The organism is Furfurilactobacillus milii, from assembly GCF_009863985.1.
Lineage (GTDB): Bacteria > Bacillota > Bacilli > Lactobacillales > Lactobacillaceae > Furfurilactobacillus > Furfurilactobacillus milii_A.
Genome location: NZ_WEZT01000005.1, coordinates 327,048 through 339,916, shown reverse-complemented (window position 1 = coordinate 339,916; position 12,869 = coordinate 327,048). Strand labels below are relative to the sequence as shown.

At 41.4% G+C, this 12,869-nt stretch carries 15 protein-coding genes; 11 read left to right on the top strand and 4 right to left on the bottom strand.

Translation table 11 applies throughout. The features are described from left to right. The first annotated feature begins 49 nt into the window (after positions 1–49). Entirely contained in the window at positions 50–973 is a 924-nt protein-coding gene (locus GB992_RS04505; RefSeq protein ID WP_238331033.1) for an alpha/beta hydrolase fold domain-containing protein, read from the top strand. After that, on the top strand, positions 973–1,560 hold the full coding sequence (locus GB992_RS04500; RefSeq protein WP_161001400.1) for a TetR/AcrR family transcriptional regulator: 588 nt from the start codon (positions 973–975) through the stop codon (positions 1,558–1,560). Before GB992_RS04505 ends, GB992_RS04500 begins: the two co-directional genes overlap by 1 nt. A 133-nt stretch (positions 1,561–1,693) precedes the next feature. On the opposite strand, the gene GB992_RS04495 is transcribed toward GB992_RS04500, so the two are convergent. Then, positions 1,694–1,873, bottom strand: coding sequence for a hypothetical protein (locus GB992_RS04495; protein WP_431188826.1), 180 nt, complete (start codon positions 1,871–1,873; stop codon positions 1,694–1,696). Positions 1,874–2,126: 253 nt separating this feature from the next. On the opposite strand from GB992_RS04495, the gene GB992_RS04490 reads away from it, so the two are divergent. After that, positions 2,127–2,603, top strand: a complete 477-nt coding sequence (locus GB992_RS04490; protein WP_161001398.1) for a nucleoside 2-deoxyribosyltransferase — start codon at positions 2,127–2,129, stop codon at positions 2,601–2,603. A gap of 226 nt (positions 2,604–2,829) precedes the next feature. Here the strand turns inward: GB992_RS04490 and GB992_RS04485 are convergent, their stop codons facing one another. After that, positions 2,830–3,513, bottom strand: a complete 684-nt coding sequence (locus GB992_RS04485) for a YoaK family protein (protein WP_161001397.1) — start codon at positions 3,511–3,513, stop codon at positions 2,830–2,832. A gap of 262 nt (positions 3,514–3,775) precedes the next feature. Here GB992_RS04485 and GB992_RS04480 point away from each other — a divergent pair, with 262 nt between their 5' ends. After that, entirely contained in the window at positions 3,776–3,997 is a 222-nt protein-coding gene (locus GB992_RS04480) for a DUF5960 family protein (protein ID WP_017261707.1), read from the top strand. A gap of 88 nt (positions 3,998–4,085) precedes the next feature. On the opposite strand, the gene GB992_RS04475 is transcribed toward GB992_RS04480, so the two are convergent. Together GB992_RS04475 and GB992_RS04470 are read right to left on the bottom strand one after the other, a co-directional pair. Then, positions 4,086–6,674, bottom strand: coding sequence for a YfhO family protein (locus GB992_RS04475; protein WP_161001396.1), 2,589 nt, complete (start codon positions 6,672–6,674; stop codon positions 4,086–4,088). Positions 6,675–6,723: 49 nt separating this feature from the next. Then, positions 6,724–7,671 (bottom strand): glycosyltransferase family 2 protein, encoded by a 948-nt coding sequence (locus tag GB992_RS04470; protein WP_161001395.1) that lies wholly within the window; start codon positions 7,669–7,671, stop codon positions 6,724–6,726. Positions 7,672–8,079: 408 nt separating this feature from the next. Here GB992_RS04470 and GB992_RS04465 point away from each other — a divergent pair, with 408 nt between their 5' ends. From GB992_RS04465 to GB992_RS04435, 7 genes are all read left to right on the top strand, one after another. Continuing rightward, a complete protein-coding gene (locus GB992_RS04465; RefSeq protein ID WP_161001394.1) occupies positions 8,080–8,529 on the top strand; it encodes an OsmC family protein in 450 nt (149 codons plus the stop codon). 205 nt (positions 8,530–8,734) lie between these two features. Beyond that, positions 8,735–8,935 carry a hypothetical protein gene (locus GB992_RS04460; RefSeq protein WP_161001393.1) on the top strand — a complete coding sequence of 67 codons (201 nt, stop codon included), beginning with the start codon at positions 8,735–8,737 and terminating at the stop codon, positions 8,933–8,935. A 267-nt stretch (positions 8,936–9,202) separates the two neighbouring features. Continuing rightward, on the top strand, positions 9,203–9,766 hold the full coding sequence (locus tag GB992_RS04455; protein WP_161001392.1) for a phosphoribosyltransferase family protein: 564 nt from the start codon (positions 9,203–9,205) through the stop codon (positions 9,764–9,766). 210 nt (positions 9,767–9,976) lie between these two features. Beyond that, positions 9,977–10,759 (top strand): RluA family pseudouridine synthase, encoded by a 783-nt coding sequence (locus tag GB992_RS04450; RefSeq protein ID WP_161001391.1) that lies wholly within the window; start codon positions 9,977–9,979, stop codon positions 10,757–10,759. A 76-nt stretch (positions 10,760–10,835) separates the two neighbouring features. Then, a complete protein-coding gene (locus tag GB992_RS04445; RefSeq protein ID WP_161001390.1) occupies positions 10,836–11,363 on the top strand; it encodes a YqeG family HAD IIIA-type phosphatase in 528 nt (175 codons plus the stop codon). Continuing rightward, positions 11,360–12,505, top strand: coding sequence for a ribosome biogenesis GTPase YqeH (gene yqeH, locus GB992_RS04440; RefSeq protein ID WP_161001389.1), 1,146 nt, complete (start codon positions 11,360–11,362; stop codon positions 12,503–12,505). The genes GB992_RS04445 and yqeH overlap by 4 nt, the downstream gene beginning before the upstream one ends. A 17-nt stretch (positions 12,506–12,522) precedes the next feature. Then, positions 12,523–12,837 (top strand): YhbY family RNA-binding protein, encoded by a 315-nt coding sequence (locus tag GB992_RS04435; RefSeq protein WP_161001388.1) that lies wholly within the window; start codon positions 12,523–12,525, stop codon positions 12,835–12,837. Positions 12,838–12,869 lie beyond the last annotated feature (32 nt).

Sequence of the window (12,869 nt, the reverse complement as noted above, 5' to 3'; positions counted from 1 at the left end):
TAATCACTCCTTATAGCTGGTTGGGATTAACTACTATCATTGTAAGAGATTGCTTTGGGCCTTTTTTTTTTTTGTTCGGATTAATTATAGAATTTGCCATTTCAATTTACCGGGGTTCATTAAAATTACGCCACGCCTCATTAACCGAATTCGTACACAGTTTCAGTCTGGTGAAGATCCTATTGAACAGAGTCTTATCAAGGATGGAAATTTAACAACAACGCCACTGGCACTGAATGACGTTACTGGTCTCAGGATAACCGAAGCTGGTGTTAACGAAGATGGCCCAGTTATTCTGAATATTCATGGCGGTGGTTTTATTATGGGGACGGCCCGTGAACGAACAGCTTTGTTAGCTGCAACCGAAACATCGTTGCCAGTTTATTCGGTCGATTATGACTTAGCTCCTGAGGCACAGGCTCCGCAAATCGTTAGTCAAGTGCTCAGTTTTTATCGCGGTTTAATAGAGGCCGTTGGAAATCGTCCGATTGTGATGATGGGGAGTTCAGCAGGTTCAGGCATCGCGGCGGCAGTGGTCGAACAGGCTCATGCGCAAGGCCTACGTTTGCCGGCAGCAATGGTACTATTTTGTCCAGCGTTGGATATCTCTGGTAATGGAGATTCGTCGATTTTTAACGAAAAACGTGATGTTGGTTCAGCCAAAATGGCGCTTCGTTTGGCAAAAGCGTATATTGGAGCTAATGATCCGAAGAGTCCAATCGTTTCTCCAATGTACGGGGAGGTTGGTGACTGGTTCCCCACGACTTTTATGAGCACTGGCACTCGTGATATAATGCTCAGCAATGTCGCTCGTTTTAACGAAAAGTTGCGTCACGCTGATGTCGAGGTAACTGCAGTTATCCGGGAAGGAATGTGGCATGGATTTAATTGGGAACCTAAGTTGCCAGAAGCGGTTGAGACACGTCAAGCGGCTTGGCAGTTTATCAAACAACATGTAGGGGAGACGTTTTAATGCGCGGTAGAGATGAAACGAAGCGAGCACGAATTCTTCAGGCGACGAGTCAAATTATGATGAACGAGGGTATTGCTGCCGTATCGCTAAGCAAAATTGCGAAAGAAGCAGGAATTGCTTCAGGAACACTTTATACTTACTTTGAAGATAAAAACGACATGTTAAAAGCGCTCTATTTGAATCGCAAAGCGGATGTTGCCAGGGTCATTACTGCATTTGATCCTAACGGAGATCCAACTGCTGAATTGGATAAGTTTATGTCATTAGTATATGGCTATGCGCAACATCATCTTGAAAATATGCTGTTAATTCGTGAGTTTAATCAGTCACCGATTTTAAAACAATTAGGGATTACGGCTGAGGAGTCATATTTAGGTTACGAACCGATTCAACAATTAACCCAAAATGGTGTTGCAAACGGAATTTTTGTGCCAGTGACCTTTGAAGTTCTGATGTCTTATGCATATACCCCAGTCATTGAATATGTGGTTGCACTTAATAATGGTCTAATTAACGAGCAGGATGTTCCATTTGATCGGATCAAAATGTTATCTTGTCGAGCGATTCTGATTAACCCGCGGTCCTAACTTAAAATACTGAACAAGTTGCTTTTCTGATTTTTTATTCAGCATAAAGAACCCGCTAATTACTGTTAATCTAGTAATTAGCGGGTCTATTTTTTGCTTATAAGGCCAATTCGAATTCTAAATTGACGTGTAACTAATTGTCGTTGTTGGCACCAAACAAGCCGCCAAGCTTATCCATGATGCCGGAAGCGCCACCGCCAAGCAAGTCTTTAGCTTGGTCATAGTAGTCGCCAAGGTCGTCCTTGTGATCTTCGATAAATGACTTTGCGTCGTCGATATTGCCGCCGCTCACAAGATCTTTAGCCTTGTCCATAATCTCATCTTTATCCATGAAAATCCCTCCACACAATTAGTCAGCTTTTAATGTCGTCAGGGTTGGACAGTTAACTATTTACGTTGTTAACAATTAAAGTATAGCATTGTCGAGACAGAGGTAAAGTCATGCTGCTGAAAAAATGAAGCCGTTTTCAATTCAGCAATAAAAATGATTCATATTTCATCGTCCATTTTCAAACAGAATCCGGTATAATAGCGTAATATTGCCGTTTAGGAAAGGAAGATTTTTCATGTATAAAAACCGTGTTTACCTTGCTAGTCCGTTTTTCACTGATGAACAACGGGATCGTATTGATACTGTGGTGACATCATTACGTCAAAATAAAACAATTGATGCAGATGGTATTTTTATTCCACAAGAACACCAAGAAGAAAGTCTAGAATTTGGCTCATTTGAATGGCAAGATTCTGTCTTTGCAAGCGACATGCGTCAGGTCAAACGTGCCGATGTCGTTGTTGCGATTTTAGATTATAAATATGAAGAGCAAAATCTTGAACCTGATGCTGGTACCATTTTTGAAATAGGTGCTGCCTGGGCTTGGCACATTCCAGTAATCATGGTTCAATTTCACCCAGAAAACGAGCTTAACCTGATGCTTGTGCGTTCACTGACGGCAATGTATACCGGGGACAAGATTAAACAGGGACTTGCCACATATGATTTTAATAATCTGCCAACAAAATATACAGATATGAAAATCTTTTAAAGAAAGCGAGACACAACACGATTTGGCTTTCTCAGGTGTCATAAAAATGATGTTCATGGGTGATTTCTCCCGTGAACATCATTTTTTATGTTAGATGAGCAAAACGTAGTGTTATGTCTCGCATTTGTGGCAAATTTTTAATCCGTGCGAACCTTGGCAGTTGAAGAAAAATGGCTTGTTGCCGTTGCGCTAAGATTCAAGCTGAGGTGTTTTGTTCCAATCTCGTTCATGCAGTCCCACCGCGTTGATCCCAAATCATTAAAATGAGTACAACAATTAGAATCAAGACGCTGCCTAGCAATGCCTGCGGTCCGATAGCATTTGTTAGTTTAGTGGAAATGAAAGCGCCAATGCCAAAACTAGCGGCCACCCAAAAACTATCTCTTAATAAAAGCCAGTTAGTGGTTAGTTTGCCGCGGCGGAAAAGCAAATTTAACGAAGCTGCACCGACAGTTCGCAAGTTACCAGTGGTCATGGTTGTATTGTACGGATGATTATTCATGACCCGAAATGTATGAACCTGAAAGGCAGCAAATAAGGATAGACTACTAGTGATAAATGAACCGGGGATAAAGCCAATAAACAGATCGATTATTAAAATACCAACTAATTCGGCAATGATACTAAGCTCCTGCCAAATCACGGCTCCGGGACGGTGAAAAAATTGTTCCACCAAGTTAGCTAACCCAGCACCCAGTGTGAAGCAGAAGATTGGAATAATGTATGTGATTGCTTTAGCAAAATGACCGTTGGCTAAATTTAATCCCAGTAAGATAACATTCCCTGATTGAAGACTGGCGAACACTTCGTTGTGAAGAATATAGGTGTAAGCGTCCAGGTAGCCACCGACACCTGCCAATAAAGTGCCAATCAGGAGGGTTTCATAAATCGGCTGACGTACGTTTTTCATGTTTGCGCCTCTTTATCTTTTTTAAGTTTAATAGGCATATTGTAGCCAAAATTTGAATTTATTGCTGGTAAAAATACTTGTTTTAAAACAAGTGTCAGTTAATGAATGGGGTGAAGAGGATTACTTTGCGAACTAAATATATTACCCTGAAATTTTGTTTGGCAACAAAATGACAAACTGAGTGATTTAATCAAAATTTTAATGGACATTGACGTGTGAAATCTGTATCCTATTGCCAATGACTAAAAAGGAGCGATTGCACGTGATTACAAATGCAGAAACTTTTTTAACTGAGTTGAAGAACATTTTACGCGGAACCTACACGGATGATCAATATTTGATTGAGGCTGTGGTGAATAGATTGCAAATGTCTACTACGACGCACTATGAAGTGTCGAAATGGCGCGCTAACGATCATCGTGATCATGAGTTCACGTTTAAACAAAATGAAGATCAAACATATACGTACCTTACAACACGTTAATCATGTTAAAAAACATCGCTAAGCAAACGCAATTTGTCTGCTTAGCGATGTTTTTTTAATGAGTGTTGTTTATTGTGAATTTGACCTATTAATTGATTGTTTCGACTGATGCGCTTCTTTTACGAAAACGTAGCCACAAGAATAAGAGGTAGCTGGCAAAACTTACGAGGCTGATGATGAGCCCTAAACGAAAACCAGGCGCCCGGTAGGTTAAACGTATGCGATGTACGCCTGGCGTCAACTTTATAGCGCTGAGATTGCCAACAACTTTGTCAATTGATACCTGTTTGCCATCAACATAAGCATGCCAACCATTGTCTTTAGGAATGCTCAGGAATAACAAGGGTTTCTTCTTGGTAGCTGTTATCGTACCTTGCAAGTGATCTGGCCGCCAGTCTTGATCAAGTTTGAATGTCGATTTATGAAGGTCACTCAGGGACTGATTAAAGGATTGTTGGTCCAGTGTCTGCAACGACTGTGCAAGATGTGTTAGAGGCGTTTTACTAGTTAAATTGATATGGACACGTTCACCTTTTTTGAAATTTCCTAATGATAATACCGCTTGTGTGCTCACATCTAACCGTGTTGTTTTCTTAGTTCCGTTGACGTGAATATTGGCGTTTGCCACGCTAACATTAGGAAAATAGGCATACAATGTACCGGTGGCGGTTGGTCTGATGATTAACTGGTAGCGGTACTGTTTGTTTTTATATTCATAGCCCGTGCGCCGGACATTAACTGATTTAAAATAACGTATGTTACGGCCGGTGATGGCCTGCCAAACGTTATTTTGATTTTCTAAGGCCACGCCACCCTTAAGTTTGACGTTCAATAAGTCATCATTCACGGCAAATCCTAGCGGCAGTGCATGGTCGTGGACAATAAGATCATAGTCATGGGGTGTCATCTGTAACTGATATTTCACTGCAAATAGTGCATTGGTCAGGTGAGTACTACCTTCAGAGCTGATTCGACGCTCATTTTTACTATAAAAACCAAGTCGATTTAACATAACCCGCGTTGATTCATTTAACGTTGAACTGTATAAATCTATACCATGACTATTGAAGAGCAGCGGGTCATTGTAATTGTTATACGTCTCTCCAAATGCAGCATTAATTAATGAGTTGCTGTTGTCGACTCGATAAAAGGCATGACTAGCACGTCTGATTTTGTTGAAATAGTTTTTTTCAATCGTGAAATTCTTTTGATAAATGGTTTGATTGCCAAATTGAGCAGGTTTAAGACCGAAATAGAAGTTTGCGGACAACTCAAATACAGTGACAAGAACAATACCAGAAAGGGCTAAACGGTGCCAATGCTGGGTGTTATATAAGATGAGTAAGGCGGCAATACAGATAATAAATCCTGTTGCAATCAACCAGTACCTAGGACTGACATAAAAGTTCGCCAAATCATCCCATCGTCGCACGATCGGTTGCACAATCATGGCTGTCAGATAACCGATGGCTAGCAGCACTATCGCAATCAACGCCGCACGCATCACTAACCTGGTTTGTTTGAAAGCGCCTGTTTGCCACGCTTCGTATGCACTAATCACAACGATAAATGTGAAAAAGTAGGCGTCACGAAAGGGAAATCCGTTCGGCTGTTGCATCATGTGCCAAATAGTGTTGAACAGTGTCAAAAACATACTGAGTCCAAGAAAGGCCAGTAAAGTACCGGTTGTTCGTTTGTGATGATTGGTAATGGTCTTATTTAGGAAAAATAAAAGTACAAGTAACAGTGCAAAACTGCCGACAAAGATGCTGGGATCATGTTCTAGGCGTTGTGGATAATCGGCTGCGTTTAGGCCAAGCTGTGCGAAACCATCTAAGCCGAACTGAGGCGTAGGCAGGAAGGCCTGCCACGATAGACTCTGTTTACTCGTTTTAAGCATGCCCAATAGTGTAGGTATCAGGACGAATAGGGTACTTAAACCACTTAAGACAGAGGTAATCAAAAATCGTTTGATTGCTTGAGCGTTGTGATGCCACCATTGTTTCCACGATTGTTTTTCTGTTTGCTGATCAAATGTAAAGTAAACAAAATAGGTCAGCGCGAACAGGCAAGTCATGTAGCCTAAATAATAGTTAGTGACGATCGTAGCCCACAATGCAAAGAAGTAAAGGACCGTGCCTTTGTTGTTAACTAATCGGCGAAGACCCAGAATAACCAGCGGCAGTAAAATAAGAGCGTCCAACCACATAATGTCATAAAAGTAAGTAGCGACAAAACCGCTAAGACTAAAGACTGTTGAAAAAATAAGATTTTGCCAGTTGGTATTATGGTACACGCGGCGCAAATAATAACTCATACTAAAGCCGATAGTGCCAACTTTTAATAAGATGATGAAAGTTATTGCCAGCGGCACTTGATTGGCCGGAAAGAAGAACAACAGTAGATTAAACGGGCTTAACATGTAGTAGGCAACTAACGGAAAAGCATTATCGCCCAGAGATAGACTAAACGAATAAAACGAGAATTGGCCGGTCGTAATTGCATGTCGAAATTGTGTTAACCAAGCAACATACTGTGCCCCCATGTCGCTTATTAGGAGGTTATGACTGCCGAATGGCGTAATGCCTAGTGTCCAAAATACTAAACCAACAAGTATCATTGGAACGACAAAAGCCGTCATATCGTATTGAAAACGTTGACGGCCGTACTGATTCATAGTTTGAGGAATTTCAGGTTTGGACGATTGCGGATATTGACTTGGAATCTTACTTTTCCTCCTTAACGATGTAGATTGGACGGTGCTTGCTCTCTAAATAGAGTCGACCAACATACTTACCTAAAATTCCTAGGCAGAATAATTGAAGCCCGCCGATCAAAAGGATGATACATACAAGTGATGGCCAACCAGCGGTGTGATCACCATAAATAAGTGCACGAATTACGATGAAGATTAGCGCGAAAAAGGCGGCCACGAAAGATAAGAACCCTGTATACGAAGCAATGGATAAGGGCGCATCAGAGAAATCAATGATACCTTCTAGAGAATAGCTAAATAATTGAAAGAATGACCAATGCGTGTCACCAGCAACTCGATCCTGGTTTTCGAATTCGATGTACTTTGTTTTAAAGCCAACCCAGCTGAAAATTCCTTTAGAAAAACGGTTGACTTCGGCCATTGATAAGATGGCATCGACCACTTGGCGCGTCATTAGGCGATAATCTCTTGCACCTTCAACAATGTGCGTTTGGGAAATCCAATTGATGACGCGATAGAATGCGCGACTGAAGAAAGAGCGAATTGGTGGTTCGCCTTTACGTGTGACACGACGAGATCCGACAATGTCATAATGTTCATTTTGAATGCCGGAAACCATTTGGATGAGTAATTCAGGAGGATCTTGCAAATCAACATCCATGACGGCAACAAAATCACCAGTAGCATGTTGTAGACCAGCATAAAGTGCAGATTCTTTTCCGAAGTTACGAGAAAACGAGACATAATGAACATGATCAACATCTTGTTGTTGCAATTTGCGCAATTCAGTTAATGTGTTATCCGTTGATCCATCATTAATGAACCAATACTCAGGTTCGAAGCCTGGAAACTGTTCGCGTAGTTTGACAAAAACTTTTTGAACTGCCGGATAGAATAGTGGAATTGTTGGTTCCTCATTGTAACAAGGAACAATAATTGAGATGACTTGTTTTGACAACGGATTTACTTCCTTACTTTATCTGTTTAGTTTGAGCTTCCATATCATAGTCTACTAATAATTATACTTAATTATAAACGACAAAGTCCACCAAACGGCATAAACTTACTCAAAAGGTGACGTTACTGACAATTGTTAAAGCTGTTTAGAAATCCGTGCCATAAGATTATTGATATACTTTATGCCATATACAATAAAAAAGATGTATATCGCAATCCGATTTTAAAAAAGTGAATTCAAAATTTTTGCTCATCTAACCTCTGATTGTAAGGCAGCGTTACCAACGTCACTTGAAAAGAAAAGTCTGCTGACACTTTTTGAATGATGATTAATTGCGATTCCTTATGAATATCGGTAGATTTGCTGTGTAGTCAAGCAAAGATGTTTAATAATAGGAGGCGCATTACAATGGCAGTTGAAGGTTCACTCTATCACACACATGTAGTTAATGAGAACGGTCTAGTTGGACAAAGCTTTGTTGAAGGTAATGAAGGCTTGTCACTAGGTGTTAGTAGCTCTTTAGTCTCCGCATCGGGCACTAACCCAGAACAATTTATTGGATTTGCACTGAGCACTTGTTTTAACGCAACGTTACGTATTGTTGAGCAGCAACGCCACATGCCACAGGATACTCAGGTTCGAACAAGGGTTGATATCGTTAAAGATACGATGGGATATAAGTTTATCGTTGACGCTCAGATTATGTTTCCAAATGAGAATCAAGAGGATGCCCAGGCAGTTTTGGATGATGCTTTAAATCAGTGTCCAGTCGCGAAATTGTTAAAAGCAAATGATAATGTTAATTTTAGGATTGTGAATGCTTTTAGTGATGAGGATACTGAAAGTTACGGTGAATAATCCGTAATTTCGGACTAGCGCCACTCAAAAGTTGAATTTATTCATTGAAAACGCTCACTCGTCTGCTAGCTACAGGCAGTGAGCGTTTTGCTTTACTTTGTTCTGAAAATGTTTAGACTGAATATTCCAGTAAAGAAACAGGAGTTCTCACTGTTGGCGAACTGGCGTCGATAATTGTTTTGAGAGCGCAGAAAAGAGGTCACCTATGAAAACTTATAAAATGCAAACACGTGGAGAATGGAATGTTGAAGTTCGCCACGGGAGACAATGGGTTTCAATTCTTGACCACGTTTCATATGACACCGCTAAGTTAGCGTTGGATCGTATTAATGCCACACGGCAGGCTAACTACCGTCTGCATTATCTAGGACATGAAAACATGACCAACTCAACGAGAACAGCTTAAAATTGGGCTACGATGCGGGGATAATGGTACATCCTTGACAGTACGTAGCAGTCACCGGTTTCGATTTTAAAAACGTTGGTGAATTAATCGTTTTTGGGGCAGGCGACTATTGAAGTCTGACAGGAAGAAATTTCCTGTCAGACTTTTTTGTTTTAGTTATTACTGGTTTGACTTGTGCCCGTAGAGAATTCGGGTTACGATATCGTCACCGCAATTGAATATTGAACAGTCTTTGTAACGAGTGAGACACTCAGAAAGGATCTAATTGTGAACAACGAATCTCTGAAAACGCTACTCGATGACCATATTGGTCAAATTTTTGCGACACCTGATCAAATTGAGGTGATGGCGTCTGCTGTTGCTAAACAGATCAGTGAAAAAAATAAGGCAACAAATCCACTACTTATCGGTGTGATGAAAGGCGCTGCTCAGTGGACAATTGCTGTCAGTCAACGGTTGTCGATTCCCTCTGATCTCGATTTTGTCTCTGTTACCAGCTATACTGGCGAACAGCAGAGCGAGCCGGTAATGCTTCAGGAGCCGACCATTTCGATTACGGGTCGTCATATTATTTTATTGGACGAAATTATTGATACGGGCAATACCTTGTTTTTTCTAAAACGTTGGTTATTGGCTCAAGGTGCTAAAAGTGTTGAGATAGCAGTTATGGCTGACAAACCAATGACACGCGTGACGCCAGTTCACATTGATTATCTTGGCCTGACGGTTCCTAACGTGTGGTTGGTCGGTTTTGGCATGGATTTAAACGGAGCATACCGTAATCTGCCAGCAATAGCCGAGTATGTTAAAAATCCAGTTTCGAAGCCGTAGTTAGATGGCTTTATTGTGCTTTTGATCAAATATTATTATTAAACTTGTGATATATAATAGTAGAAATACACCAGAAAGTGGGTTAGCAAAACATTGAAATTTAGTTGGCGTTCAACCGCAACTTATGTCAGCGTCAAACAATTTTTGTTTACACAAGGCATCAGCCATAATTTATGGACTCGTCAGCGGCATCTTGGAGGCAAGATAGCGTTGAATCAACAAATCACTCAGCCAGATCAGGCAGTTGCAATTGGTGATGTTGTCACGTTGTCGTTGCCCAACGAGCCTAGTGATGGGAACGTTACTGTCGATGAGGAACCAATCGATGTTTTGATGGCCGATGAAAATTGGCTGGTAGTTAATAAAAATGCAGGTGTTAACGCTGTTCCTGGACCGAGCGATCAGCAAACAACGATGGTCAATCGCATCAAAGGCTGGCTCGTGGCCAATAATGCCGATAATTTAGTGCCACATTTAATCACTCGTCTAGATCGCGATACAAGTGGCATCATGTTGGTGGCACGTAATGGTATTGTTCAGGGAATGATTGCCCCTCAAGTAGATCAGCACACAATGCGAAAAACATACCTCGCACTGGTGGAAGGAAGATTTGAGAACGATCACGGTGTTATTGACAGTCCAATTGGACGAGTGGATGGACAGGTTGCTAGAGCGATAACTTCAAACGGACAATCTGCAATTACTGAATATAAAGTGTTAGAACAGTTTGAAAATATCGCATTAGTTGAATTAAATTTAAAAACAGGACGGACTCACCAGATTAGAGTGCACATGCAGAGCATCGGTCATCCGCTACTCGGTGATCGTTTATATGGTGGATCGCTTAGGTTAATGCAACGACAGGCATTGCATGCATGGCAATTATCATTTACAGATCCTGTCACGCAAAAGCGACAGACCTACACTGCGCCATTACCTGAGGATATGCAGGCGGTGGTAAATCGTTTACGTGATTCGAAACCGGTGGAATAAGCATTTTTAAGTGCTTTCTGGTATAATGATTTAGATAATTTTGTGCTAAAAAATAGTCAGCAGCAAGGAGCTTTAAATGATCGCCAACTTCAAACCAACTTGGATGATTTCAGCAATATATAATGTTTCGCCTGAACAATTAAAGGCAGCGGGCATTCGTGTTATTTTGACAGACTTAGATAATACGTTGATTGCTTGGAATAATCCGGATGGAACGCCGCAGTTACGACGGTGGATCCAAACGATGCATGCAAATGATATTCGCATTGTAGTCGTTTCAAATAACAATGCTGCCCGTGTGTCGCGAGCAGTCACGCCATTAGGACTTGAATTCGTTTCACGTTCACTAAAACCTTTAACGCGCGGTATTCGTCAAGCACAACGGCGGCTCTCATTGAGCAATAGTGAAGTTGTGATGGTTGGTGATCAGTTAATGACAGACATGTGGGCGGCAAATAACGCGCATGTGCGTAGTATTTTAGTGAAGCCGTTGATCGAAACGGACAAGTGGGATACACGGATTAACCGCTTTTTTGAGCGTTTTGTGATGCAACGATTACGCCGTGTTTATCCGACGATGACATGGCAGGAGGACTTACGATGAGTGAAGCAGTAACGAATGAAACGGCAGAGCCACTGTATTGCATTGGCTGTGGGGCTAAGATTCAAACGACAGATTCTACGGCCGTTGGCTATACACCACAATCGGCCTTAAAAAAAGGTCTTGAAAACGGTGAATTATATTGCCAGCGTTGTTTTCGTTTGCGTCATTACAACGAAATCGTACCAGTGTCATTAACGGATGACGATTTTAGACGGTTATTAGCTCAGATTCGGGATGCTAACGCCCTAATCGTCTATGTCGTTGATATTTTTGACTTTAACGGCAGTATGATCCCTGGATTACATCGTTTTGTTGGTGATAATCCGATCCTACTAGTTGGTAATAAAGAAGATGTTTTACCACGTTCGCTCAAACGAAGTAAACTGACTGATTGGGTACGTCAACAAGCTAATGCCAACGGATTGCGACCACTGGCAACCACATTGTTGAGCGCAAAGAATGGCCACGATGTGGATGATCTGTTGGCATTGATTGATAAATATCGCGGTGATCGTGACGTTTATGTTGTGGGTGTTACCAACGTTGGTAAGTCAACATTGATTAATCAGATTTTAAAACAAAACTCTGGTGTTGCTGATCTGATCACAACCTCACGTTTCCCTGGGACGACGTTAGACAAGATTGAAATTCCACTTGGAGAAGATCATGTTTTAGTTGACACACCAGGAATTATTCATCCTGAACAGATGGCTCATTTTCTAAGTGCAGGGGCTTTAAAGTATGTTGCGCCACAAAAGGAAATCAAGCCACGTGTTTATCAGCTACAAGGTGAACAAACGTTGTTCATGGGTGCAGTAGCGAGGTTCGATTTATTGTCTGCAACAACAGACAGTCGAACAACCGGTGTTAGTGCCTATTTTGAGAACAATCTAATGATCCATCGAACAAAATTGGCACACGCGGATGATTTTTATCGTGATCACGCTGGTGAGATACTCACACCACCTTCCCAGGAAGAGTTGGCAGATCTACCTGAATTGACAAGACACGAATTTCGCACAACGGAGAAAAGTGATCTCGTTATTGAAGGATTGGGCTGGGTAACAGTTCCTGCCAATGTAACGATTGCTGGCTGGGCGCCAAAAGGCGTTAACGTCTTGCTAAGACGCGCAATGATTTAAAACGGGAGAGATATTATATGGATTTAAAGGGTAAACAAAAACATTTTTTACGTTCTGAAGCACATTCACTACGTCCACTGTTTTCAGTGGGAAAGAACGGCTTGACAGCAACGTGGTTAGACCAATTAACTGGTGCCTTGGAGAAACGTGAACTGATAAAGGTAAATTTGTTACAAAGTGCAGATGCAACCGTCGCAGAGGCAAAGACCTTTATTGAAAAAAATCCGCGGATTACTGTGGTCCAAACAATCGGTCATACGCTGGTATTGTTTATGCCTGCAACGGATCCAGATAATCAACGGTTATCTAAAAAGGTTGCAGCATTGGTTTAGTGTTAGGGTAAACACGTGAAATAAGTAGGGAT

Coding starts and splice junctions, on each gene's coding strand:
- GB992_RS04435 (WP_161001388.1), top strand. CDS start 12,523: ATGGATTTAAAGGGTAAACAAAAACATTTTTTACGTTCTGAAGCACAT.
- GB992_RS04490 (WP_161001398.1), top strand. CDS start 2,127: ATGTATAAAAACCGTGTTTACCTTGCTAGTCCGTTTTTCACTGATGAA.
- GB992_RS04465 (WP_161001394.1), top strand. CDS start 8,080: ATGGCAGTTGAAGGTTCACTCTATCACACACATGTAGTTAATGAGAAC.
- yqeH (WP_161001389.1), top strand. CDS start 11,360: ATGAGTGAAGCAGTAACGAATGAAACGGCAGAGCCACTGTATTGCATT.
- GB992_RS04500 (WP_161001400.1), top strand. CDS start 973: ATGCGCGGTAGAGATGAAACGAAGCGAGCACGAATTCTTCAGGCGACG.
- GB992_RS04475 (WP_161001396.1), bottom strand. CDS start 6,674: ATGAATCAGTACGGCCGTCAACGTTTTCAATACGATATGACGGCTTTT.
- GB992_RS04485 (WP_161001397.1), bottom strand. CDS start 3,513: ATGAAAAACGTACGTCAGCCGATTTATGAAACCCTCCTGATTGGCACT.
- GB992_RS04495 (WP_431188826.1), bottom strand. CDS start 1,873: ATGGACAAGGCTAAAGATCTTGTGAGCGGCGGCAATATCGACGACGCA.
- GB992_RS04445 (WP_161001390.1), top strand. CDS start 10,836: ATGATCGCCAACTTCAAACCAACTTGGATGATTTCAGCAATATATAAT.
- GB992_RS04460 (WP_161001393.1), top strand. CDS start 8,735: ATGAAAACTTATAAAATGCAAACACGTGGAGAATGGAATGTTGAAGTT.